Raw genomic sequence first — 21,616 nt, forward strand, 5'->3', positions numbered from 1 at the left:
CCACCCCACCGAAAAGTGCGTACTTGATCACCGACCGGTGCGCAACGGAGGCTGGTTCGCATGACGCACAACCCCGTTGAGACTCCTGCCAAGACCCCCGTCACCCTGCTCGGCCTCGGCGCCATGGGCGCCGCCCTCGGCCGTGCCTGGCTCGCCGCCGGACACCCGCTCACCGTCTGGAACCGCACCGCCGCCCGCGCCGAAGCGCTCGCCGCCGAGGGCGCCACCGTCGCCGCCACCGCCGCCGAGGCCGTCGCGGCGAACCGGCTGGTGGTGGTCTGCCTGCTCGACGACGCCTCCGTCGAACAGGCCTTGGCCGACGCGGAGTTGACCGGCAAGGACGTGGTCAACCTGGTCACCGGCACCCCCGCCCAGGCCCGCTCCCGCGCCGCCTGGGCCGCCGAGCGCGGCGCCCGCTACCTGGACGGCGGCATCATGGCCGTCCCCCCGATGATCGGCGTCCCGGCGGCCGGCCCGTACGTCTTCTACAGCGGCTCGGCCGCCCTCTTCGACGAGCACCGCGCCACCCTCGCCGCCCCCGCCGACACCCGCTACGTCGGCGAGGACGCCGGCCACGCGGCCCTGCACGACGTGGCCCTGCTCAGCGCCATGTACGGCATGTTCGCCGGCCTCACCCACGCCTTCGCCCTGATCCGCGACGAAACCGTCGCCCCCACCGACCTGGCCCCCCTCATCACCGACTGGCTCACCACCATGACCGCCGCCGTCCCCGACACCGCCCGCCGCCTGGAGAGCGGCGACTACACCACCGGCGTCGTCTCCAACCTCGCCATGCAGGCCGCCGGCCGCCACACCCTCCTCGGCACCGCCCAGGAGCAGGGCGTCAGCCCCGAACTCCTCACCCCCCTCTTCCACCTGATGCAGCGCCGCCTCGCCACCGGCTCCCCCGACGAGGACCTCACCGGCCTCGTCGACCTCCTGCGCCAGGGCGATCGCTAGGCACTGCCGAGGAGGCGGGCGAGGCGGTGGCCGTGGTCGGGGGCATCACGCGGCCGGGCCACCATGTGCCCGGCCGGCGCCGTGACGGCCGAAGTCGCCGACACCGAGCCGGAACTGCGCGCGGTCGCCGCGGAGGTGACGGAGGGCTGGATCGAGGAGGGCGGCCGGCACCTGGCGCGGCCCGTACACTGACGGACCATGGCATGCCGCATCAGTGAGTTGGTCATCGACGCCGCCGACCCCGAGCGGCTCGCCGCCTTCTGGAGCGCGGTCCTCGGATACGTCGAGATCGGCCGGGAGGACGACGGGAGCATCGAGATCGGGCCGCCCGGCGTCGGCTTCGGCGGCCCGCAGCCGACCCTGATCCTGGGCGCCACCGGCGACCCTCGGCCCGCGCGGAAGCTCCGGCTGCACATCGACGTCAACCCGACCGACCGCGACCACGAGGCGGAACTGGCACGGCTGTTGGCGCTCGGCGCCCGGCCGGTCGACATCGGCCAGACCGGCGCGGAGGCCTGGAACGTCCTGGCGGACCCGGAGGGCAACGAGTTCTGCCTCCTGCACCGCCGGATCGAGCCCGTCTGACCCGACGGGCGGACGGGGGACGGGGGACGGGCGGACGGCAGCACGGCGCAGGAAGTCGGACCCGCCGACTTCCTGCGCCGCCGTCGTGACAGGACTCAGGGCGAGGTGGCCCTGATCTCCGCCAGGGACTCGTCCAGCACCGCCCGGGCCCGGGTGAACCAGTCGGCGATCACCGCGATCTCGTCCGGCGCGTAGTCGGCGAACAGGGCGCCGATCCGCTCGTAGAACGGGCCGTACACCTGGAGGATCCGCTGCTGCGCGTCCTCGGCCATCACGACGCGCACGCGCCGCCGGTCGCCCGGGTCGGCCTCGCGGTGGGCGTAGCCGGCCTTCTCCAGGCGGTTGAGCACGCCGGTCACGGCGCCGGTGGTGAGCTGCGCCCGTTCGGCGAGGTCGCCGGCGGCCAGCGGCTCCCCGGCGATCGCCGCCTCGATGACGAAGCCGAGGCAGGTGAGGTCGGTGACGTTGAGCCCGAGCCGGGCGGCGATGTCCTGCTGCCCGAACTGGGCGAGCGCGATCATGCGGTCCATCGCGTACAGCGCCTGTTCGGGCGTGGCCCGGGGCGCGGCTTGCCCTTCACCCAGGATCTCCTTAGCATCTAAGTAACTTATCTCGTGAGATAAACGGTTCGGCCGCGATGACCGGGCCGTCCACCTCCACCTGCCCATCTCACACCACGGGAGCAGTCATGAGCACACACGGCGACCACGACATGGGGCACACCGTCGCGGGCTGGACCGGCTCCGTCCTCGCCGTCCTCGGCTTCGCCGTCGCCGGCGGCGCCCTCGTCCTCGGCTCGGCGGCCGGGCTCTGGGCCGGCGGCGCGCTCACCGCCCTCGGCGGCCTCGCCAGCTGGCTGCTCCACCTCGCCGGCCGGGGCAAACCCACCGGCCCGCGCCCGCCCCACCTCCGCCACTGGCGCACCCCCGACCCGGCCGGGCGCCACGGCCACCCCGACTGCCTCGGCTGCCGCCTCGCCGGCCGACGCGGCGGCGGCGCGGTGGCAGCAGCAGCAGCGGCCGTCACCGCTCGGCCAGCACCGACCCCGTCCGGTACAGCTCCAGCAGCAGCGGGCGCAGCGCCTCGCCGGTAGGCGTCAGCCGGTACGAGGTCCGCACCGGGAAGCCGACCAGCCGCTCCCGCACCACCAACTCCCGCTCCTCCAGGGCCCGTAGCCGCTCGGCGAGCACCTTCGGGCTGATCCGCGCCAGCCGTTCGCGCAACTGCCCGTACGAGGCCGGGCCGTGCATCAGCTCGCGCAGCACCAGCGTCGTCCAGCGCCCGGCGATCGCCGCCAGCGCCACCTCGACCGGGCAGTCCGGCTCCGGGCGGGCGGTGCGGCCGCGCCCGTCCGGCACCAACTCCTCGTCCCAGGCACGGGCGTCGCTTCCGGCCCGGTCGCTTCCGGCCCGGTCGCTTCCCGTTTGGTGACCCACGCGGGCCCCGGCTTCACTGCTCCCATGACTCACCCCGACACCCTCCCCCTCGCCACCGACCCGGCACAACACCCGGCCGTCTTCGCCGCCGCCTTCAACAGCGGCGACCCGGACGCCCTCGCCCGCGTCTACGAGCCCGGGGCGGTCTTCGTCCCCGGCCCGGGCCGGGCCGTGTACGGGCCCGAACTCGCCCGCGCCAGCGCGGAGTTCCAGGGCCTCGGGCTGCCGATCACCGTCCGCCCCCGGCACACGTACGTCGCCGACGACCTCGCGCTGCTGATCGTCGACTGGAGCATCGACGGCACCGCGCCGGACGGCGCCCCCGTCCACCTCACCGGCACCGCCACCGACGTCGCCCGGCGCGGGCCGGACGGGCGGTGGCGGTACGTGATCGACAACCCCTTCGGGACGGCCTGAACCGGTCCGCCGGGACCGCTTCTCAGACCGCCATGCCCGCCGTCGCGGCCGCGGTGGGCGGGGTGGTGCTGCCGGCCGTCGTGCCGAGGGTGCGTTCGACCTTGGCGACGGCGGTGCGGTACTGCATCGACGCCGTCTGCGAGGAGGTGTCGTCGCGCTGGAAGAAACCGAAGGCCATGCCGACCGTGCCGAAGCGCTCGATGCCGACGTAGGCGTTGAGCCGGACGCCGCCGACCGTGCCGTCGAGGCGGACGGCGGGGGCGTCCTGCCGGTCGCCGAGGGTGATCGGCGTGACGTCGAAGGTCACCGCGTCGGGTGTGCCCGCGTCGAGGGTGAGGGTGTGGCAGGTCTTGAAGGCGTCCACGGCCTTGGCGAAGTCGGCGGTGATCCGGTCGTTGTCCTCGGCCGTCAGGGACTCGGTCACCATCGGGTTGCCGCCCTGGCCGTCGAGTTCGACCTCGGCGTGCGGGACGGACGGGCCGGGCTGCCCGGCGTGCGCGTTGAGCAGGGCGCTGAGCGCGTCGCAGCCGCTGACCGGGGTGGGGGTCTCGCCGGGGGTGGGGCTCTCGGTGGCCGGCACCTCGGTGTAGCCGGACTGCGGGCCGAGGTCGTTCGCGGTGAGCAGGGCCGCCTTCAGCTGGTCGGCGGACGGCAGTTCCTGCAGCGGGGCGGCGGCCGCGAGGTGGGCCGGGCCCAGGAGGACCGCCGCGGCGACGGCTGCGGCGCTGAGGGCGTGGAGAGACCTCCGACGAGACATGCCGACCCCCGGTCGAGAGTGGGGACAGGGACAGTTCACCAGTGTCCCACCGGGGTCCGGGCAGGGCGCGCGGACGGGGATCGTCCCAGGTCAGCCTGCCTGGAACGACCCCCGCCGGCCGTACGTCGTCAGAGCGCCGCGGCCAGTTCGGTGCCCTGCTTGATGGCCCGCTTGGCGTCCAGTTCGGCGGCCACGTCCGCGCCGCCGATCAGGTGCGCGGTCACGCCGAGCGCGCCCAGCGCCTCGTGCAGGTCCCGGCGCGGCTCCTGACCGGTGCACAGCACCACGGTGTCGACGGGCAGCAGCTGGCGCTCGCCGTCCACGGTGAAGTGCAGCCCGGCGTCGTCGATAAGGTCGTAGCTCGCGCCCGCGACCATGGTGACGCCGCGGTGCTTCAGCTCCGTGCGGTGGATCCAGCCGGTGGTCTTGCCCAGGCCGGCGCCGACCTTGCTGGTCTTGCGCTGCAGCAGGTGGACCTGGCGCGGCGGCCGCGGCCGCTCGGGGGCGCGCAGGCCGCCGCGCTCGCGGTACTCCGCGTCGATGCCCCACTTCGCCTGGAACACCGGCGGGTTGAGGCTGGCCTCGTCGCCCTGGTCGGTGAGGAACTCGGCGACGTCGAAGCCGATGCCACCCGCGCCGAGGATCGCGACCCGCTCACCGACCGGCGCGCCGTCGCGCAGCACGTCGAGGTAGCCGAGCACCTTGGGGTGGTCGATTCCGGGGATGTCGGCGGGAGTCCGCGGGGTGACGCCGGTGGCGACGACGACCTCGTCGAAGCCCTCGGCGGCCAGCTGCTCGGCGGTGACGGCGGCGCCGAGCCGCAGGGTGACGGCCAACTCGGCCAGCCGGGTGCGGTAGTAGCGCAGCGTCTCGCCGAACTCCTCCTTGCCGGGGATGCGCCGGGCGATGTTCAGCTGCCCGCCGACCTGCTCGGCGGCGTCGAACAGCGTCACGTCGTGGCCGCGTTCGGCGGCGGAGACGGCGCACGCGAGACCGGCCGGGCCGGCCCCGACGATCCCGACGCGCTTGCGCGACCTGGTGGGCGCGAGGACGAGTTCGGTCTCGTGGCAGGCGCGCGGGTTGACCAGGCAGGAGGTGATCTGGAGGCTGAAGGTGTGGTCCAGGCAGGCCTGGTTGCAGCCGATGCAGGTGTTGATGGAGTCGGCGCGGCCCTCGCGCGCCTTGGCCACGAAGTCGGCGTCGGCGAGCAGCGGGCGGGCCATCGAGACCAGGTCGGCGCAGCCGTCCGCGAGCAGCTGCTCCCCGATCTCGGGGGTGTTGATGCGGTTGGTGGTGACCAGCGGGATGCCGACCTTGCCCATCACCTTCTTGGTCACCCAGGCGAAGGCGCCGCGCGGGACGGACGTGGCGATGGTGGGGATGCGGGCCTCGTGCCAGCCGATGCCGGTGTTGATGATCGTCGCGCCGGCGGCCTCGACGGCCTGGGCGAGCTGCACCACCTCGTCGAAGGTGGAGCCGCCGGGCACCAGGTCGAGCATGGAGAGGCGGTAGACGATGATGAAGTCCTCGCCGACCCGCTCGCGGACCCGGCGGACGATCTCGACCGGGAAGCGCATCCGGCGCTCGTACGGGCCGCCCCACTCGTCCTCGCGGCGGTTGGTCGCGGCGACGACGAACTCGTTGACCAGGTAGCCCTCGGAGCCCATGATCTCGACGCCGTCGTAGCCGGCCCGGCGGGCGAGTTCGGCGCAGCGGGCGAAGTCCTCGACGGTCTGCTCGACCTGCTCGGCGGTGAGCTCGTTGGGGACGAACGGGCTGATCGGCGCCTGGAGGGCGCTGGGGGCGACCAGGTTCGGATGGTAGGCGTAGCGGCCGAAGTGCAGGATCTGCAGGGCGATCTTCCCGCCGGCGGCGTGCACGGCGTCGGTGACGACGCGGTGCTTCTCGGCCTCCTCCTCGGTGGTGAGCATCGCGCCGCCGTCCCAGGGGCGGCCGGCCTCGTTGGGGGCGATGCCGCCGGTGACGATCAGGCCGACGCCGCCGCGGGCGCGCTCGGCGTAGAAGGCGGCCATCCGGTCGTAGCCGCCGGGGGCCTCCTCCAGGCCGACGTGCATCGAGCCCATGACCACCCGGTTGGGCAGGGTGGTGAAGCCGAGGTCGAGCGGGCTGAGCAGGTGCGGGTACGGGCCGGGCTCGGGGGTCATCGGCGTCTCCTGCGTACGTGCGTCTCCGGGGTGCTTGTTACCGAAGAGTAGGGGACGCCCGCCGGGCTATGCAACAAGTTGCATAGGGGGCTTCGGACGCGAAAGAGCCCCGGCGCCCGCACCGGGGCCGGGGCTCGATCGGTGGTGTCAGACGTTCACGCCGTAGTCGGTGGCGATGCCGCGCAGGCCGGAGGCGTAGCCCTGGCCGATGGCGCGGAACTTCCACTCGGCGCCGTTGCGGTACAGCTCGCCGAAGACCATCGCGGTCTCGGTGGAGGCGTCCTCGCTGAGGTCGTAGCGGGCGATCTCCTGGCCGTTGGCCTGGTTCACGACCCGGATGAAGGCGTTGCGGACCTGCCCGAAGTTCTGCAGCCGGGCGTCGGCGTCGTAGATCGACACCGGGAAGACCACCTTGGCGACGTCGGCCGGCACCCGGGCGAGGTCGACCTTGATCTGCTCGTCGTCGCCGTCGCCGCCACCGGTCAGGTTGTCGCCGCTGTGCTCGACCGAACCCTCGGGGCTGCGCAGGTTGTTGAAGAAGACGAAGTGCTGGTCCGAGACCACCTTGCCGAGCGCGTTGCAGAGCAGCGCGCTGGCGTCCAGGTCGTAGTCGGCCCCGGTGGTGGTGCGCACGTCCCAGCCGAGGCCCACGATCACGGCGCTCAGACCCGGCGCCTCCTTGCTCAGCGAGACGTTGCCGCCCTTGGCCAGCGAAACTCCCACAATGCCCTCCTCGGATCTCTCCCTGCGGACGAATCTACAACACTGTAGAGATCACGAGAATCCACCTGCGGGCGGGCTCCGCCCCGGGGATTTCCCGGGGTTCCTCAGGGACGCCGGGCGGAACCGCTCCGGGGCGCCGGGGATCGGCGGCGGACCTAGACTGGCGGTGGATTCCCCCCTCCCGTTGCCGGCACCGACGGAGGTCCCGATGCGCAGGCGGTACAGCTTCCACCTCGACGAGGGCGGGCACTCCGTCACCGTCAACGTCCGCTCCGGCTGGATCACCGAGACCGAGCTGCTGGTGGACGGCAAGGAGTGCGCCTTCCACCGCGTGCACGGCCACGGCGTGTACCCGCTGACGCTGGCCGCGCAGCTGGCCGAGGAACCGCCGGTGCCGGTCGCCGTCCGGCTGGACCGGACGGGCACGACGGAGCACCCGCTGGCCTGCGTGCTGGCGCTGGCGAACGGCGACCACCCGATGCCGGAGCGCACCTCGCGCTGAGGGCCGGGGCACCCCGGCCCTGCGGAAGCCGCCGAGCCCGCCGAGCCCCCGGACGGGGGCTCGGCGGCAGCGGCGCCGCCAAGGCTCAGCTGCGCTGGAGCCCCAGGCACTGGGCCACCAGCTCCTCGACCGCCGGGCGCGCCCGGTCGGCGTCCGCCGCGACCAGGCCGATCCGGGTCCGCCGGTCGAGCACGTCCTCGACGTCCAGCGCGCCCTCGTGGCTGACCGCGTACGCGATCTCGGCGCGCGTGACGTCCATGCCCTCGACGATCGGCGCCAACTCCCCCGCCTCCGTCACGTCCTGGGAGATCCCGGCGTAGCGGTACAGCAGCGAGGCCGGCACCGGCCCGACCGGCAGCGGGCGGCTGTCCCGGTGGGCGGGGGCGCCGATCAGCGGCAGCCGGTCGGTCCAGCAGGCGCGGGCGGGCAGGCCGCGCAGCCGGACGGCGGTGTCGACCGCGTCCTGGGCCATCCGCCGGTAGGTGGTGAGCTTGCCGCCGATCACGGTCACGACGCCGGACGGGGATTCCAGCACCGCGTGCTCGCGGGAGATGTCCGCGGTGTGCCCGTCGCCGCTGTCGATCAGCGGGCGCAGCCCGGCGTAGGCGCCGAGCAGGTCGTCCTTGGTGATCTCGGTGGCGAGGCCGTTGTTGATGGTGTCGAGGATGAAGGCGATCTCGGTGTCCGAGGGCTGCGGCACGTCCGGGATCGGCCCGGGGGCGTCCTCGTCGGTGAGCCCGATGGCGACGCGGCCGAGCTGCTGCGGCAGCGCGAAGACGAAGCGGCTGATGGAGCCGGGCACGGGCACGGTGAGCGCGCCGGTGGGGTGGCCGAGCTTGGCGGCGTCGACCAGCAGGTGGGTGCCGCGGCTGGGCCGCAGGCGGATCGACTCGTCGACCTCGTCGGCCCACACGCCGGTGGCGTTGACGACGGCGCCCGCGGTGAGGGTCAGCTCCTGCCCGGTGAGGGTGTCGACCAGCCGCGCCGAGGTGCCGGTGACGGCCTCGGCCCGCACCCGGGTGAGCACCCGCGCGCCGTACTGCGCGGCGGTGCGCGCCAGGGCGACCACCAGCCGTACGTCGTCGACGAGTTGGCCGTCGTGGGCGACGAGGGCGCCGCGCAGGCCGGCCGTCCGCACGCCCGGCACGAGCTGCCGGGTGCGGGCCGCGCCGACCCGGCGCACGCGCGGCAGGACGGTGCCCGAGGTGCCGGCGCTGCGGCGCAGCGCGTCGCCCGCGTGGAAGCCGGCCCGGATGAGCGAGGCCTGGCCGGTGCGCTGCAGGCCGGGCAGCAGCGGCACGACCTGCGGCATGGCGCGGGTGAGGTGCGGGGCGGTGCGGGTCATCAGGATGCCGCGCTCGACCGCGCTCTCCCAGGCGACGCCGATCCGGCCGGTGGCCAGGTAGCGCAGGCCGCCGTGGACGAGCTTGGAGCTCCAGCGGCTGGTGCCGAACGCGAGGTCGCGGGATTCGACGAGGACGGTGCGCAGGCCGCGCGAGGCGCCGTCGAGGGCGGCGCCGACGCCGGTGATGCCGCCGCCGATGACGAGCAGGTCGACGTGCGGGTCGTCGCCGAGGGCTTCGAGGTCGAGCGTGCGCCGTTCGGCGTTGAGGCGGGAGGTGCCGGTGTACTGGTGGTCGATGGGCATCATGGCGCGAGGTATCCGTTCAGTGCTCTGGCCAGTTCGCGCCGCCAGGCGGCCTCCGGGAGCAGGGAGGCGACCATGCGGTGGGACTGGACGGTGGACTGGGCGATCAGCAGGACCATGGCGGCGAGTTCGATCGGCTCGCCGGCCCGGACCGAGCCGTGGGCCTGGCCCTGCTCGATGCCGGCGCGCAGCGCCTCAAGGAGGCCGCGCTGGCTGGTGCCGAGCCGTTCGACGACGTACCGCAGCAGCAGGTCGGAGTCGTCGGAGCGCAGGAGCACGCCGAGCACCGGGTGGTCGCGCAGCCGCACGGCGACCTCGACGACGCGCTCGACGAAGGCCTCGCGGTCGTGGACGGCCAGGTCGACGCCCTCCAGGGTGGCGAGGATCTCCCGGGTGAGCAGCGCGCCGATGACCGCGCCGACGTCCGGCCAGCGCCGGTAGACGGTCGGCCGGCTGACCCCGGCGCGGCGGGCGATCTCCGCCAACTGGGTTCTGCGGACGCCGAGATGGACGATCAGCTCGGCGGCGGCGTCCAGGATGGCGTCGTCGGTGCTGCGCGGCTGTGGTTCCGAGCTCCCGGGCTCGGCGTTACTACTTGACATGATGTGTGAAACTGTAACGCATGGCACCTGAGACGCAAGGGCAGACGCACGACCACCCGGCCGAGGCCGCGCTGCCGCTCCCCCCGATGAAGTGGGACGCCTGGGGCGACCCGGCCCTCGCCAAGGAGCTGCCCCCGGACGTCAAGGGCCTGCTCGCCGCCGCCCTCGGCATCACCGGCGACGCCGCGCCCGGGCCCGCCCTCGACGAGGTCCGGCTGCACCCGTCCCGGCTCGCCGCCGACGACCTCGCGGCGCTCGCCGCCCTCGTCGGCGAGGCGCACGTCAGCGCCGCCGACGCCGACCGCCTCCCCCGCGCCGGCGGCAAGTCCACCCCCGACCTGCTGCGCCGCCGCAGCCGCGACCGCCAGGACGCGCCCGACGCCGTCGTGCTGCCCGGCGGCGAGGACGAGATCACCGCCGTCCTCGCCCTGTGCGCCGAGCGCCGCATCGCCGTCGTCCCGTTCGGCGGCGGCACCAGCGTCGTCGGCGGCCTCGACCCCGAGCGCGGCCCGCTGCGGGCCGTCGTCTCGCTCGACCTGCGCCGCCTGGACGCCCTGATCGACCTGGACGAGACCTCCGGCGAGGCCGTCCTCGGCGCCGGCCTCACCGGCCCCGCCGCCGAAGCCCTGCTCGCCGAGCGCGGCTGGGAGCTCGGCCACTACCCGCAGAGCTTCCGCTACGCGACCATCGGCGGCTTCGCCGCCACCCGCTCCTCCGGCCAGGACTCCGCCGGCTACGGGCGCTTCGACGACATGGTCCGCGGCCTGCGCGTCGTCACCCCCGCCGGCACGCTCGACCTCGGCCGCGCCCCCGCCTCCGCCGCCGGCCCCGACCTGCGCCAGCTGTTCCTCGGCTCCGAAGGCACCCTCGGCGTCATCACCGCCGTGCGCCTGCGCGTCCACCCGCTGCCCGCCCTGAAGGCGTACGAGGCGTGGAGCTTCCCCGACTTCGCCACCGGCAGCGCCGCGCTGCGCGCCGTCGAGCAGCAGGGCACCGGGCCGACCGTCATCCGGCTCTCCGACGAGGCCGAGACCATGGTCAACCTCGCCATGACCGAGCAGATCGGCGGCGCGCCCGCCGTCAGCGGCTGCCTGGCCGTCACCGTCTTCGAGGGCAGCGCCGAACAGGTCGCCGCCCGGCAGGAGTTGACCCGCGCGGCGCTGCTCGCCGCCGGCGGCACCTCGCTCGGCGAGGCCCCGGCCCGCGCCTGGGAGCACGGCCGGTTCAACGCCCCCTACCTGCGCGACTCCCTGCTCGACGCGGGCGCCCTGTGCGAGACCCTGGAGACGGCCACCAGCTGGAGCCGCCTCCCGGGGCTGCGGGCCGCCGTCACCGAGGCGCTCACCGGCGCCCTGCCCGGCGCCCTCGTGCTCTGCCACATCTCGCACGTCTACCCGACCGGCGCCTCGCTCTACTTCACCGTCGTCGCCGCCCTCGGCGACGAGCCGCTGGACCGCTGGGCCGCCGCCAAGCACGCCGCCGGGGACGCCATCCTCGCCGCCGGCGGCACCATCACCCACCACCACGCGGTCGGCGCCGACCACCGGCCGTGGATGACCGCCGAGATCGGCGACCTCGGCGTCCGCATCCTGCGCGCCGTCAAGGCCGAGCTCGACCCGGCCGGCATCCTCAACCCGGGCAAGCTGATCCCATGACGGGCCTCCCGAGAGCGCCCCGCCGGGTCACCGTCCTCAGCAATCCGGCGGCGGGGGTCGGCCACGCCGGCCCCGCCGCCGACCGGGCCGTCGCCCGGCTGCGCGCCCTCGGCGCCGAGGTGCGCCCGCGCGCCGGGCGCGACGCCGCGGACGCCACCCGGCTCGCCCGCGAGGCCGTGGCGGAGGGCGTCGACGCCGTCGCCGTGGTCGGCGGCGACGGCATGATCAACCTCGCCCTGCAGGCCCTCGCCGGCACCGGCGTCCCCCTCGGCGTCATCCCCGCCGGCACCGGCAACGACCAGGCCCGCGAGTACGGGCTGCCGCTCGGAGACCCCGAGGCCGCCGCCGACGTCGTCGCCGCCGGCCGCACCCGCACCGTCGACCTCGGCCGGATCACCGGCCCGGACGGCGCCGTGCGGTACTTCGGCTCCGTCCTCGCCACCGGCTTCGACTCCCTGGTCAGCGACCGCGCCAACCGGCTGCGCTGGCCGCGCGGCCGGATGCGCTACAACCTCGCCATCCTCGCCGAGTTCGCCAACCTGCGGGCCCTGCCGTTCCGCGTCACCCTCGACGACGGGACGGTCGTCGACCGCGCGCTCACCCTCGCCGCGATCGGCAACACCCGCAGCTACGGCGGCGGCATGCTGATGTGCCCCACCGCCCTCCCGGACGACGGGCTGCTCGACGTCACCCTCGTCGACGCGATGCCCCGGGCCCGGATCGCCCGCTTCTTCCCCACCGTCTTCAAGGGCACCCACACCAGCTACCCCGAGGTCACCACCCTGCGCACGCGGTCCCTGCGGATCGAGTCACCGGGCATCACGGCCTACGCGGACGGCGAGTTCATCGCCCCCCTGCCGGTCGACGTGGCGGTCGAGCCCGCCGCCCTGACCATCCTCGTCCCGTGAGCACACCCCCGCCCGCGTGCCGGGCCCACGGCCCCGGCCTCGCCCCCTCCGCCCTGATCGGGCGGAGGGTGGTGGCGGTCGCCGCCGCCCGGCACGAGCACGAGGGCCGGCAGGACCCGATCCCCGTCGACGTGTGGCTGCTCGACGGGCAGGGCGGGGCCGTCCGGCTCGGCGCCGGAACCGACTGGTGCCTCGAAGTCGAGGCCGAACCCCCGTACGAGGGTTACGACATGGGCGACTGGGGCCGCATCGCTGTCGGCCCCGCCGACGACCGGACCCCCTTCGCCCCGCATCTCGGCCACCCCGTCCTCGCCGCCCGCCCCGAGCACCACCCGCTGACCGGCCGCACCGCCCTGGAGCTGGACTTCCCGCACGGCACCGTCCGTTGCGAGAGCACCGGCGGCGAACTCCTGCTCCACGCCGTCCCGGTCACAGGTGCGCCCTGATCCGCCGCACCGGGTGGCCGAGTTCGGCCGCGACCGCGGCCACCCTGGCACGCGCCGCCCAGAGTGCGGACCGGTCAGGCGGGCTACTGCGCCAGGGAGTGGGAAGTCGGCCGGTCCGACTTCCCACTCCCGTCCGACCGGCCGACCGGCCGGCCGCTACTCGACGACGCGCAGGACGATCTTGCCCTGGAGATGGCCCTCCGCCGCCCGGCGGTGGGCGGCCGCGGCGTCCCGCAGCGGGTGGACGCTGTCGACGGCCACCCGCAGGCGGCCGGCGGTCAGCAGGTCGGCGACCTCGGCGAGGTCGGCGCCGCTGGAGCGGACCATCCAGCGCCCGAGCTGCACGGTGACGCCGAGCGCGGCGGCCTCCGCCGGGCGGTAGTCGCCGAGGTAGACCGGGACGATCTGGCCGCCCCGGCGTACGGCGGGCAGCAGGCGGTACGCCTCGGGGCCGCCGACCGTGTCGACGATCAGCTCGGCGTCGCGGACGGTCTCGGCGACCGGGGTGCGGGTGTAGTCGACGAAGCGGTCGACGCCGAGCTCGCGCAGGAACTCCTCGTGGCGCCCGGAGGCGACCGCGACCACCTCCTTCGCCCCGGCGTTCCTGAGCAGCTGGACGGCGACGTGGCCGACGCCCCCGGCCGCGCCGACCACCACGGCCGTGCCGCCCCCGGCGTACTCCACCTGCTTGGCCAGGAACTGGTAGGCCGTCAGCGCGGCCATCGGCACGGCGGCGGCCTCGACGTGCCCGAGGCCGGCGGGCTTGCGGGCGAGGTCGGCGGTGCGGACGACCGCGTACTCGGCGTAACCGTTGCCGCTGCCGGGGAAGTTGACCAGGGCGAACACCTCGTCGCCGACCTGCCAGTCGGCCACCCCCGCGCCGAGCTCCGCCACCACGCCGGAGATGTCGCTGCCCAGGATCACCGGCGGCTTGCGGTCGGGCCGCAGCTCCGGCGGGATGTTGTCGAAGCCGCGCCGGCCGAACCAGTCGGCCGGGTTGACGCCGGCCGCGTGGACCCGCACCAGCACCTCGCCCGGCCCGGGCTCGGGACGGGCCACCTCCTCGTACACCAGCACCTCGGGCCCGCCGAAGGCGTGCAGCCGAACCGCCCCCATGGTCTTGTGCGCCGTTGCCATGCCACTCCCCTGATCGCCCGGGTCGACCACCGACTAGAATCCGGAGCACCGCTCCGTTCCGGGGGAAAACTCAATCGGAACGCCGATCCGCTTGTCAACGGCCAAGCCTGTCGAGCTCGTCAACGACCAAGCTCATCAACGGCCAAGCCTGCCAACGGCCGAGCTTGTCGACGGCCGAGAACCGAACGAAGACCGACGAGGACCCGCCCCGATGCCGACCGAGCCCCGCGCCATCCGCCCCGACGCCCGGCGCAACCGCGACCGGATCCTGGTCGCGGCTGCCGCCCTGGTCGCCGAGCAGGGCACCCAGGCCTCGCTGCGCGACGTCGCCCGCCGCGCCGAGGTCGGCCTCGGCACCCTCTACCGGCACTTCCCCACCCGGGAGGACCTGCTGGCGGCCCTGCTCGGCCGCCGCTTCGAGGAACTCGCCGAACGGGCCGACGCCCTCGCCGCCACCGCCCCGCCCGAGCGGGCCCTCACCGACTGGCTGCACGAGTTCACCCTCGGCGCCGCCGCCTTCCACGGCCTCCCCGCCGCCCTGCTGGCCGCCCTCCACGACCCCGACTCCGCCCTGCACGCGAGCTGCGACCGGATGCGCACCGCCGGCGGCCGCCTGCTGGCCGCCGCCCAGCAGGGCGGCCTGATCCGCCCGGACGTCACCCCCGTCGACCTCTTCGCCCTCGCCAACGCCCTGAGCTGGATCGCCGACCAGGCGCCCACCCTGGCCGAGCGCAGCGACCACCTGTTCCACCTCGTCCTGGACGGCCTGCGGGCCCGCGGCTGACCCGTTGCCCCGCTCGCGGGGGAGGCGGCCCGGCCGGGCCTCGGCCGGCGGGCGGAGCGGCAGGGCGCCGGGATCCCCTCGCCGAGGGAGGAGGTGAAGTCCCGTGACGGAGGCGCCCGTTCGCCCCTCGACGGCAGGATCGGAGCCATGACGACGGCAGCGAACCGCGCACCCGAGCAACCGTCACCCCGGATCCGCCGGGCCGCCTACGCGGGCGCCCTCGCGCTGGTCCCGTACGCGACGATGAAGCAGTACTGGGCGCTCGACGGCTCCTGGGGCCTCCCGGCCGGGTACGCCACCCTGGGGGACAAGATGGCGGCCGACACGCGCGGCAGGGACCTGGGCCCGGTCAACGGCGCGGCCCTGTGGCTGTACGAGCACGGGGTGGACGTCACGGTGGTGCTGGCCGCGCTGGGGATCTTCCTGCTGCTGGGGCTGGTCCGCCCGTGGGGCCTGGTCTTCCCGCGCCGGCTGCCGCTGCTGGCCGGCCGGCCCGTCCCCCGGTGGCTCCCGCTGGCCCCGGCCTGGGCGACGGCCGCCGTGCTGGCGCCGGTGTTCGGCGTCCTCGCCCCGGTCAACGGGGTGCTCGCGGTCCTCGGGCTCTCCCACCCGAACACCGCCGGTTTCTCACCGTTCGCCTTCACCATCGCCTACGGGGGTTTCGGCCCGTTCGGCCTGGCCCTGGGCGCCGCCGCCTGGTCCTACCAGCGCCGCACCGGCCGAACCCGCCGGACCGCGGCCCTCACACCCCCCGCGTCGCCGTGATCCGCCCGTCCGCGATGGCGTCCGTCAGCTCCTCGTGGTCGAGCACCGTCCGGTCGGCGTAGCGGACGGCGAAGTCGGCGATCGCCTCGGCGAAGGTGTCGGCGCCGCCGAGGTAGCCGGCGATGGCGAGGCGGTCGCCGGTGCGGGCGTGGGCCCGGGCGAGGGTGCGGCCGCACAGGTCGGCGTAGGCGCGCAGGCCGGCCGGGCGCATCGTGGCGACGTCCACCGAGCCCTTCATGTCGCGCAGTTGGCGGCCGTAGTAGTGCCGGCCGGCGGGGCCGGTGGTCCAGCCGAGGAAGATGTCGCTGGCGGCCTGCATCAGCCGCTGCCCGGTGACGACGCGGCGCCCGCCCCAGTGGGCGGCGACCTCCGCGTCGACCCGGGCGGGCGGCAGGTGGTCCTCCAGGACGGACCGGCCGGCCTCCTTGAGCTGCAGGAACAGCGGGTCCCGGGTGTCGCGACCCTCCAGCAGGACGATGTGGCAGCGGGTGCCGACGCTGCCGACACCGACCACCTTCGTCGCCGCGTCGACGAGGCGGAAGCGGTCGAGCAGGACCCGGCGGTCCTCGGCGAGGGTGGCCCGGTAGTCGCTGAACACCTGGCCGAGGCCGCGCAGTTCGGCCTCCTTCAGCGGTTCGATCAGCGGCGGCGCGCTGATGATCCGCCGCCGCCCGTCGCGTTCCTCGGTGAGCTTGTCGAAGGCCTGCAGGCTGGTGCGCCGCCGGGCGTGGGCGAGGTCGGCCTCGACCCGCCGGCGCCGCCGGGGCTTGCGCAGCAGCGGGAGCAGGTCGGCGGTGTCGATCCGGGCGTACCAGACGTCGAGTTCGCCGAGCCCGGCGAAGCGGCGCATGGCCGCGGCGTAGCCGTGGGCGGCGGCGAGGGCGGCGCGGCGGGGGCGGTCGCCGTCCTGGCCGTTGTCGCGGGCGGCGACGGCGACGCTGGCGGCCAGCCGTTTGACGTCCCACTCGAAGGGGCCGGGGTAGGTCTCGTCGAAGTCGTTGACGTCGAAGAGCAGCGCCCGTTCCGGGGAGGCGTAGACGCCGAAGTTCACCAGGTGGGCGTCGCCGCAGAGTTGGACGGTGAGGCCGGTGTCGGGGACGGCGGCGAGGTCGGCGGCCATCACGGCGGCGGCGCCGCGCAGGTAGCTGAACGGGGTGTCGGCCATCCGCCCGTACCGGATCGGCAGCAGCCGCTTGACCCGGTCCTCGCCCTGCCGGACGAGGACGGCCAGCGGGTCGGGCCGGTCGGCGGCGGGGATCCACCGGCCGTGCGCCGAGCGGGAGATCCGCTCGCGGGCGGCCCGGCCGTGCCGGCGGCGTTCGGCGGGGGTGGTCATGGCGCGGCTCCGTCCGTCCAGCTGTGGCACCTCCCGCCGAACGTAGCGCCCGCGGCGGCCCGCCCCCTGCGGCGCTCGGCCGTTCGAGTGACGCGGGGCGCCGCTAGGTCACCGTGAAGTCCGCCATCATCGCCATGTCCTCGTGCTCCAGGTTGTGGCAGTGCAGCATGTACGTCCCCGGGTAGTCGGTGAAGCGCACCAGCACCTCGACGGCCTCGGCCGGCCGCAGGTCGACGGTGTCCTTCCAGCCGGCGTCGTACGGCCCCGGGTCCTTGCCGTTGCGCCGGAGCACCTGGAACTGGTCGAGGTGGACGTGCACCGGGTGGTGCAGGTCGCTGGTGAAGCGCCACAGCTCGGTGGTGCCGAGGGCGGGCGCGGCGACGTCGCGGCCGGGCTGGTACGGGTCCCCGTTGATGGTCCAGCCGTCGCCGCGGCTGCGGCGGAAGGCGAAGTCGCGGGTGACGGTGGCGGCGGCGGGGTCGAGGGCGGGGAGGGCGGAGAGCGTGTCGGGCACCCGGGCGTCGTCGGCGACCGGGCGGGCGGAGACGTCGAAGCGCATCACCTCGGCGGTGCGGTCGCTGCCGAAGCGGTTGAGCAGCCGCACCCGGGCGCCGGGGGCGTAGCGGGAGAAGTCGACGACCACGTCGAAGCGTTCGGCGGGGGCGATCTCCACCGCGTCGTGGCCGACCGGCGCGGCGAGCAGGCCGCCGTCCGAGCCGATCTGGACGAACGCGTCGCCGCCGTCCGGCGGCGGGTCGAGTTCGAGCCGGTAGGGGCGGGTGTTGGAGGCGTTGAGCAGGCGCAGCCGGTAGTGGGCGCGGTCGACGTCGTGCCGGGGCCAGGGGGCGCCGTTGACCAGGATGACGTCGCCGAGGACGCCGTTGAGGTAGCCGCTCTCGACGCCCGGCCGGGCGAGGGTGGGGTCGGCGGCGGGGTAGTGGAAGGAGCCGTCCGCGGCGAACGAGCGGTCGGCGATCATCAGCGGGAGGTCGCGCTCGCCGCGCGGCAGCGGGAGGGCGTCCTCCTCGTCGTCGTGGACGAGGTGGAAGCCGGCCAGGCCGCGCCAGACGCCGGGGCCGGTGAAGCCCATCCGGTGGTCGTGGTACCAGAGGGTCGCGGCGCGCTGGCGGCCCGGGTAGGTGTGGGTGCGCTCGCCGACGGCGTTCCGGCCGGCCACGGGCGCCATCCCGGGCATGTCCGCCATGTCGGGCATGCCCTGCCCCGCGTCGGTCGAGCCGACCGGCAGCAGCAGGTCGGCCGGGTAGCCGTCGCTGTCGGCCGGGGTGTGCCCGCCGTGCAGGTGGACGACGGACGGCACCGGCAGCTCGTTGCGGTGCTTGACGACGACGGCCCGCCCGGAGCGGGCCACGATGGTCGGCCCGGGGAAGGTGCCGCCGTACGTCCACGCCTCGGTGGTCACCCCGGGCAGGATCTCCAGCTTCGCGACCTGCTGGGTGATCTCGAAGTAGTCCGAACTCGCGTCGCTGCGCACCGGTTTGAGGACGGCCGGCCGCGGCAGCGGCACCTGGAAGGCGTCCGGCCGGTCGAGGTCGCTGTCGAGCAGCCGGCCGGGGATGGTGTCGGCGAGCAGCAGCGCGGCCGAGGGGACGGCGAGGGCGGCCAGGGCGCCCGCACCGAGGGCGCCGGCGCCGATCCCGAGGAACCGGCGGCGGTTCACTGGGCGACCTCCAGCGGCCCGCCGGGGCGCGGCAGCCGCCCGCCGCCGTCGCCCTCGCCCTCGCCGTCCGCCCCGTCCTTCGCCGGGTGGCCGGCCCGGGCGGGCAGCGGCAGCCGCCAGGCGTCGACCAGGGCGAACAGGACGCCGCTGACCAGCAGCGTGCCGAGCACGACGTGCACGCCGAGCGCCCGCCCGTAGCCCGCGCCGATCTGGCCGACGACGGCGGCGGCGAGCCCGGCGGCGGCCCCCAGCGGCCGGAGCGGGCCCCGGCCGGGCCACCGCACCAGGACGGCCGCCGCCAGCTGGACCAGGACGGCGGCGGCGAGCGCCGTCGCCGTGTGCGCGTGCGCCGCGAGGGCGTCGAAGGCGCCGTTGAGGAAGCTGCCGGCCGACTCGACCTGGAGCAGCGCCAGCAGGGCGACCGCGGTGGCGGCGGCGCGCAGCAGGATCAGCGGCCAGCGGGGCGCGGCGGCAAGGGCAGGGGCGGGCGCGGCGGCGGGGGGACTGGGGCTCATACGGGGCTACGCTCCGGCTCTCGGCGGGGTGGGGGTGAAGCGGGCGAGAGCGTAGCTGAGTGATCGTCAGATTCGGCCGACCTGGGGGCCGTTGGAGTGACGCGGCACCCGTACGGGTTCGTCCTGCGCCGAGCGCCCTCACCTGTTCGGGTGAGGGCGCTCGGCGCGCCCTACACCGGTTCGGCCGCCACTCCCCGGTAGGCGGCGCGCAGTTCGGCGAGCAGCGGGTGGGCGGTGTCGAAGGCGGTGCCGTCGACGGCGGCGAGCGGCCGCAGGCCGGCGCCCGCGTTGACGGCGAACGCCGCCTGGTAGCCGCCCAGTTCGTCCCGGCGCACCGGCCGGCGGGTCTGCGGGCCGCGGTACGCGCCGGCCAGTAGCGCCTCGGTCACGCCGGGCAGGCTCGGGCCCTCCGGCCGGACCAGCCGGTCGCCGTCCAGGAAGCCGACGTTCCAGGTGGCGCCCTCGACCACCAGGCCGTCCGCCTCGGTGAGCAACACGTCGTCGAAGCCGGCGAGTTGGGCTTGCCGCCGGTGGTGGACCAGGCCGAACAGGCCGGTGTGCTTCACCTCCGGCAGCTCCCGCCGGTACGCGACCGTGCGCACCCGCAGCGGGCCCGGCTCGGCGGCCGGCGCCGGGCGGGTGGTGACCAGCAGCGCGGGCGCGGCCGGGGCGGAGGGGCGCTCAAGGCCGAGCGCCGGGTCGTACACGGTGACCCGGACGATCACCGGCGCGCCGTCCGCGGGCAGCACCGCGCGGATCCGCTCGCGGACGGCCGCCCGGTCCAGCTCGGCGGCGAACAGGGCCCGGCAGTCCCGCTCCAGCCGGTCCAGGTGCAGCGCCAGGCCCCGCACCCCGCCCGCCTCGACGCGCAGGGTGGTGAAGTGCCCGTAGTTGAGCAGCCCCAGGGCGGCCAGCCGCGCCGGGTCGGCGGGTGCGCCGTCGATCTCGATGTCAGCCATCCGTCGAGTCTGCCAGCCGCCCGGCCGAGGCCTGCCGCGGGGGCTCGGCGCGCTGCGGGGTCGCGGCCTGCTGCGGGGTCACGGGCTGGCGCGGGGTCACGGGCTGGCGCGGGGGCTCGACGGGCCGGGGCGTCGCGGCGGGCTGCGGGGGCTCGGCGGGCTGCTGGGCCGGCACCGGCCGGTAGGGACTCGCCAGCGGCCGCCCGGCCTCCCGGGCCAGCCGCTCGAAGTGCTCGATCTTGTACGCCAGCCCCTCCGGCTCGCCGACGTCCGCCCAGCGCCACGCCTCCGCCCACCACTGCGGCCCGCGCACCAGCGGCCGACCGGCCAGCGCCAGGTGCAGGGCGAGCGTCGAGCGGGCGTAGCCGTGCACCCAGCCGTCGGCGCCCCGGTACTCGGCGGTCTCGTCCAGCCGCAGCCGGCCGCCCTCCGCGCCGGCGGCCAGTATCGGCACCCAGCCGCGCCGCGGGTCCTCGACCAGCAGGAGCAGCCGCCCGTGCTCCTCCCGCACCCGGTAGGGCGGGAGTTGGGGCATCCGGGCGAAGGACAGCGCGCGCTTCCAGCCAACCACCCACAGGCCCCGGCGCAGGTAGTAGCGGACGGCCTGCTGCCAGCTCCAGTGCGCCTCCAGCCGGAACCCCGGCAGGCCCTCGGCGGCGGCCGCCGCGTACACCGCGTCCAGCACGCCGGCGGCCAGGCCCGCACCGCGCGCGCCGGGCCGCAGGTAGAGGGAGGAGACGGCGAGTTGGCCGCGCCCCTGGGTCCAGTTGTCCACGGCGACGGTGCCCGCGACGGCGCCGTCCGCGTCCAGCACCCAGTAGCGGCGGCGGTACAGCTCGCCGCCCGGCCACTCCCGGCCGCTCTCCCCCAGCCGCTCGCGCCAGGCCCGCTCGACCGGCGGCGCCAGCCCGTCCGGGTCCACCGGCTCGCCGAGCTCACCCTCCACCAGGGACGCCAAGTCCCAACGGGCGAACCGCCGTTCGTCCTCCGCCTCACGCAGCCGCGGCCCCGCCGCCAGCCGCTCCTGCGCGCGCTCCAGCGCCGCGTCCCACGACCTCACCACGCGGCCAGCCTACCGGGCGTTCGAGCACCATCCGTCACCGGCCGGCCACCGAACGTCAGTTCGCGTCCTGTTCATTCCGGGAGGCCGCGCACCAGCCGGACCCGCCGCGCCACCGCCTGCGCCCCGCCGCTGCCCCGCACCACCCCGACGTAGCCCGCCGCCTCCGCGGCCAGCGCCTCCGGGTTCGGGCAGAGGAAGCCGAACAGCCAGACGTGCTGCGCGCTGTCGCGCTCCGGCAGCGCCCGCCAGCCGTCGCCCCAGGCCGCCGCCAGCGCCTCGGCGCAGCGCTCGACCGCGAGCGGCGAGCGGTCGTCCCACTCCTCCCGCAGCCACCGCTCGAAGTTGCGGCCCGCCGCCCGGGCGTCCCGCAGGGTGCCCTGCCCCGAGAGCAGCCGGTCGACGATGGCTCCCTGCGGCTCCGCCTCGTGCTCCGCCTCGTGTTCCACCTGGTGCTCCGCCCGTTCCGTCATGGCGGCCATGCTTCGGCAATCCGGGCGGGCGGGCAAGACCGCCCGGGCCCGATGGTGGGGAAAACCCGACCACAGGACTCGACTTGACCCCGCTGACCCGGCTGA

24 protein-coding genes are annotated in these 21,616 nt (G+C 75.5%); 10 read left to right on the forward strand and 14 right to left on the reverse strand.

Annotated elements, in window-relative coordinates; all coding sequences use genetic code 11:
• The first annotated feature begins 60 nt into the window (after positions 1-60).
• Positions 61-960 carry an NAD(P)-dependent oxidoreductase gene (locus AB2U05_RS06780; protein WP_369182720.1) on the forward strand — a complete coding sequence of 300 codons (900 nt, stop codon included), beginning with the start codon at positions 61-63 and terminating at the stop codon, positions 958-960.
• A 198-nt stretch (positions 961-1,158) separates the two neighbouring features.
• Positions 1,159-1,545, forward strand: coding sequence for a VOC family protein (locus AB2U05_RS06785; protein WP_369182721.1), 387 nt, complete (start codon positions 1,159-1,161; stop codon positions 1,543-1,545).
• A gap of 95 nt (positions 1,546-1,640) precedes the next feature.
• Here the strand turns inward: AB2U05_RS06785 and AB2U05_RS06790 are convergent, their stop codons facing one another.
• The gene (locus AB2U05_RS06790) at positions 1,641-2,075 is read right to left on the reverse strand and encodes a MarR family transcriptional regulator (protein ID WP_369182722.1); all 435 of its coding nucleotides are present in this window, start codon (positions 2,073-2,075) and stop codon (positions 1,641-1,643) included.
• 158 nt (positions 2,076-2,233) lie between these two features.
• Here AB2U05_RS06790 and AB2U05_RS06795 point away from each other — a divergent pair, with 158 nt between their 5' ends.
• The gene (locus AB2U05_RS06795; protein ID WP_078861043.1) at positions 2,234-2,638 is read left to right on the forward strand and encodes an HGxxPAAW family protein; all 405 of its coding nucleotides are present in this window, start codon (positions 2,234-2,236) and stop codon (positions 2,636-2,638) included.
• Here the strand turns inward: AB2U05_RS06795 and AB2U05_RS06800 are convergent.
• Complete coding sequence (locus tag AB2U05_RS06800) at positions 2,568-2,981, reverse strand: winged helix-turn-helix transcriptional regulator (protein ID WP_369182723.1); 414 nt, start codon at positions 2,979-2,981, stop codon at positions 2,568-2,570. The two genes, AB2U05_RS06795 and AB2U05_RS06800, sit on opposite strands and share 71 nt — an antisense overlap.
• 24 nt (positions 2,982-3,005) lie before the next feature.
• On the opposite strand from AB2U05_RS06800, the gene AB2U05_RS06805 reads away from it, so the two are divergent.
• Positions 3,006-3,398: a DUF4440 domain-containing protein gene (locus tag AB2U05_RS06805; RefSeq protein WP_369182724.1), complete on the forward strand. Its 393-nt coding sequence runs from the start codon at positions 3,006-3,008 to the stop codon at positions 3,396-3,398.
• Between the two features lie 22 nt (positions 3,399-3,420).
• Here AB2U05_RS06805 and AB2U05_RS06810 read toward each other — a convergent pair whose 3' ends face one another.
• The 3 genes from AB2U05_RS06810 to AB2U05_RS06820 all read right to left on the reverse strand — a co-directional run bounded on the left by AB2U05_RS06810 (position 3,421) and on the right by AB2U05_RS06820 (position 7,043).
• Positions 3,421-4,155, reverse strand: a complete 735-nt coding sequence (locus tag AB2U05_RS06810; protein WP_369182725.1) for a hypothetical protein — start codon at positions 4,153-4,155, stop codon at positions 3,421-3,423.
• Positions 4,156-4,283: 128 nt separating this feature from the next.
• Positions 4,284-6,320 (reverse strand): NADPH-dependent 2,4-dienoyl-CoA reductase, encoded by a 2,037-nt coding sequence (locus tag AB2U05_RS06815; protein WP_045709214.1) that lies wholly within the window; start codon positions 6,318-6,320, stop codon positions 4,284-4,286.
• A gap of 147 nt (positions 6,321-6,467) precedes the next feature.
• A complete protein-coding gene (locus AB2U05_RS06820; RefSeq protein ID WP_045709215.1) occupies positions 6,468-7,043 on the reverse strand; it encodes a TerD family protein in 576 nt (191 codons plus the stop codon).
• A 208-nt stretch (positions 7,044-7,251) separates the two neighbouring features.
• Between AB2U05_RS06820 and AB2U05_RS06825 the strand changes: the two genes are divergently transcribed.
• Positions 7,252-7,545 carry a hypothetical protein gene (locus AB2U05_RS06825; RefSeq protein ID WP_045709216.1) on the forward strand — a complete coding sequence of 98 codons (294 nt, stop codon included), beginning with the start codon at positions 7,252-7,254 and terminating at the stop codon, positions 7,543-7,545.
• Between the two features lie 85 nt (positions 7,546-7,630).
• Here AB2U05_RS06825 and AB2U05_RS06830 read toward each other — a convergent pair whose 3' ends face one another.
• Positions 7,631-9,196, reverse strand: coding sequence for a glycerol-3-phosphate dehydrogenase/oxidase (locus tag AB2U05_RS06830; protein ID WP_369182726.1), 1,566 nt, complete (start codon positions 9,194-9,196; stop codon positions 7,631-7,633).
• Positions 9,193-9,795, reverse strand: a complete 603-nt coding sequence (locus tag AB2U05_RS06835) for a TetR/AcrR family transcriptional regulator (protein WP_045703351.1) — start codon at positions 9,793-9,795, stop codon at positions 9,193-9,195. Before AB2U05_RS06835 ends, AB2U05_RS06830 begins: the two co-directional genes overlap by 4 nt.
• An 86-nt stretch (positions 9,796-9,881) precedes the next feature.
• Between AB2U05_RS06835 and AB2U05_RS06840 the strand changes: the two genes are divergently transcribed.
• From AB2U05_RS06840 to AB2U05_RS06850, 3 genes are read left to right on the forward strand one after another with little or no spacing between them, the layout of a single operon-like run.
• Entirely contained in the window at positions 9,882-11,450 is a 1,569-nt protein-coding gene (locus tag AB2U05_RS06840) for an FAD-binding oxidoreductase (RefSeq protein ID WP_369185916.1), read from the forward strand.
• On the forward strand, positions 11,447-12,358 hold the full coding sequence (locus AB2U05_RS06845; protein WP_369182727.1) for a diacylglycerol kinase: 912 nt from the start codon (positions 11,447-11,449) through the stop codon (positions 12,356-12,358). Before AB2U05_RS06840 ends, AB2U05_RS06845 begins: the two co-directional genes overlap by 4 nt.
• The gene (locus AB2U05_RS06850; protein ID WP_369182728.1) at positions 12,355-12,804 is read left to right on the forward strand and encodes a hypothetical protein; all 450 of its coding nucleotides are present in this window, start codon (positions 12,355-12,357) and stop codon (positions 12,802-12,804) included. Before AB2U05_RS06845 ends, AB2U05_RS06850 begins: the two co-directional genes overlap by 4 nt.
• A 156-nt stretch (positions 12,805-12,960) precedes the next feature.
• Here the strand turns inward: AB2U05_RS06850 and AB2U05_RS06855 are convergent, their stop codons facing one another.
• Positions 12,961-13,941: an NADP-dependent oxidoreductase gene (locus tag AB2U05_RS06855; protein ID WP_369182729.1), complete on the reverse strand. Its 981-nt coding sequence runs from the start codon at positions 13,939-13,941 to the stop codon at positions 12,961-12,963.
• Between the two features lie 211 nt (positions 13,942-14,152).
• Here AB2U05_RS06855 and AB2U05_RS06860 point away from each other — a divergent pair, with 211 nt between their 5' ends.
• Together AB2U05_RS06860 and AB2U05_RS06865 are read left to right on the forward strand one after the other, a co-directional pair.
• Entirely contained in the window at positions 14,153-14,725 is a 573-nt protein-coding gene (locus AB2U05_RS06860) for a TetR/AcrR family transcriptional regulator (RefSeq protein WP_369182730.1), read from the forward strand.
• 147 nt (positions 14,726-14,872) lie between these two features.
• Positions 14,873-15,490: a hypothetical protein gene (locus tag AB2U05_RS06865; RefSeq protein WP_369182731.1), complete on the forward strand. Its 618-nt coding sequence runs from the start codon at positions 14,873-14,875 to the stop codon at positions 15,488-15,490.
• Here the strand turns inward: AB2U05_RS06865 and AB2U05_RS06870 are convergent.
• The 6 genes from AB2U05_RS06870 to AB2U05_RS06895 all read right to left on the reverse strand — a co-directional run bounded on the left by AB2U05_RS06870 (position 15,468) and on the right by AB2U05_RS06895 (position 21,511).
• Entirely contained in the window at positions 15,468-16,826 is a 1,359-nt protein-coding gene (locus tag AB2U05_RS06870) for a DUF2252 domain-containing protein (protein ID WP_369182732.1), read from the reverse strand. The genes AB2U05_RS06865 and AB2U05_RS06870 overlap by 23 nt on opposite strands.
• A 103-nt stretch (positions 16,827-16,929) precedes the next feature.
• The gene (locus AB2U05_RS06875) at positions 16,930-18,504 is read right to left on the reverse strand and encodes a multicopper oxidase family protein (RefSeq protein ID WP_369182733.1); all 1,575 of its coding nucleotides are present in this window, start codon (positions 18,502-18,504) and stop codon (positions 16,930-16,932) included.
• Entirely contained in the window at positions 18,501-19,019 is a 519-nt protein-coding gene (locus AB2U05_RS06880; protein ID WP_369182734.1) for a hypothetical protein, read from the reverse strand. The genes AB2U05_RS06875 and AB2U05_RS06880 overlap by 4 nt, the downstream gene beginning before the upstream one ends.
• 170 nt (positions 19,020-19,189) lie before the next feature.
• Entirely contained in the window at positions 19,190-19,978 is a 789-nt protein-coding gene (locus AB2U05_RS06885; RefSeq protein ID WP_045709224.1) for an aminotransferase class IV, read from the reverse strand.
• Positions 19,971-21,041, reverse strand: coding sequence for a GNAT family N-acetyltransferase (locus tag AB2U05_RS06890; RefSeq protein ID WP_369182735.1), 1,071 nt, complete (start codon positions 21,039-21,041; stop codon positions 19,971-19,973). The genes AB2U05_RS06885 and AB2U05_RS06890 overlap by 8 nt, the downstream gene beginning before the upstream one ends.
• A 71-nt stretch (positions 21,042-21,112) precedes the next feature.
• A complete protein-coding gene (locus AB2U05_RS06895) occupies positions 21,113-21,511 on the reverse strand; it encodes a hypothetical protein (protein WP_157882253.1) in 399 nt (132 codons plus the stop codon).
• Positions 21,512-21,616: the final 105 nt, after the last annotated feature.

Source organism: Streptomyces sp. Y1 (genome assembly GCF_041053115.1).
Taxonomy (GTDB): Bacteria; Actinomycetota; Actinomycetes; order Streptomycetales; family Streptomycetaceae; genus Kitasatospora; species Kitasatospora rubellomurina.

Excerpts from the sequence above, each read along its gene's own strand:
- AB2U05_RS06780 (WP_369182720.1), top strand. The coding sequence starts at position 61 with ATGACGCACAACCCCGTTGAGACTCCTGCCAAGACCCCCGTCACCCTG.
- AB2U05_RS06785 (WP_369182721.1), top strand. The coding sequence starts at position 1,159 with ATGGCATGCCGCATCAGTGAGTTGGTCATCGACGCCGCCGACCCCGAG.
- AB2U05_RS06790 (WP_369182722.1), bottom strand. The coding sequence starts at position 2,075 with ATGGACCGCATGATCGCGCTCGCCCAGTTCGGGCAGCAGGACATCGCC.
- AB2U05_RS06795 (WP_078861043.1), top strand. The coding sequence starts at position 2,234 with ATGAGCACACACGGCGACCACGACATGGGGCACACCGTCGCGGGCTGG.
- AB2U05_RS06805 (WP_369182724.1), top strand. The coding sequence starts at position 3,006 with ATGACTCACCCCGACACCCTCCCCCTCGCCACCGACCCGGCACAACAC.
- AB2U05_RS06810 (WP_369182725.1), bottom strand. The coding sequence starts at position 4,155 with ATGTCTCGTCGGAGGTCTCTCCACGCCCTCAGCGCCGCAGCCGTCGCC.
- AB2U05_RS06815 (WP_045709214.1), bottom strand. The coding sequence starts at position 6,320 with ATGACCCCCGAGCCCGGCCCGTACCCGCACCTGCTCAGCCCGCTCGAC.
- AB2U05_RS06825 (WP_045709216.1), top strand. The coding sequence starts at position 7,252 with ATGCGCAGGCGGTACAGCTTCCACCTCGACGAGGGCGGGCACTCCGTC.
- AB2U05_RS06830 (WP_369182726.1), bottom strand. The coding sequence starts at position 9,196 with ATGATGCCCATCGACCACCAGTACACCGGCACCTCCCGCCTCAACGCC.
- AB2U05_RS06835 (WP_045703351.1), bottom strand. The coding sequence starts at position 9,795 with ATGTCAAGTAGTAACGCCGAGCCCGGGAGCTCGGAACCACAGCCGCGC.
- AB2U05_RS06840 (WP_369185916.1), top strand. The coding sequence starts at position 9,882 with ATGAAGTGGGACGCCTGGGGCGACCCGGCCCTCGCCAAGGAGCTGCCC.
- AB2U05_RS06845 (WP_369182727.1), top strand. The coding sequence starts at position 11,447 with ATGACGGGCCTCCCGAGAGCGCCCCGCCGGGTCACCGTCCTCAGCAAT.
- AB2U05_RS06855 (WP_369182729.1), bottom strand. The coding sequence starts at position 13,941 with ATGGCAACGGCGCACAAGACCATGGGGGCGGTTCGGCTGCACGCCTTC.
- AB2U05_RS06860 (WP_369182730.1), top strand. The coding sequence starts at position 14,153 with ATGCCGACCGAGCCCCGCGCCATCCGCCCCGACGCCCGGCGCAACCGC.
- AB2U05_RS06865 (WP_369182731.1), top strand. The coding sequence starts at position 14,873 with ATGACGACGGCAGCGAACCGCGCACCCGAGCAACCGTCACCCCGGATC.
- AB2U05_RS06870 (WP_369182732.1), bottom strand. The coding sequence starts at position 16,826 with ATGACCACCCCCGCCGAACGCCGCCGGCACGGCCGGGCCGCCCGCGAG.
- AB2U05_RS06880 (WP_369182734.1), bottom strand. The coding sequence starts at position 19,019 with ATGAGCCCCAGTCCCCCCGCCGCCGCGCCCGCCCCTGCCCTTGCCGCC.
- AB2U05_RS06885 (WP_045709224.1), bottom strand. The coding sequence starts at position 19,978 with ATGGCTGACATCGAGATCGACGGCGCACCCGCCGACCCGGCGCGGCTG.
- AB2U05_RS06895 (WP_157882253.1), bottom strand. The coding sequence starts at position 21,511 with ATGACGGAACGGGCGGAGCACCAGGTGGAACACGAGGCGGAGCACGAG.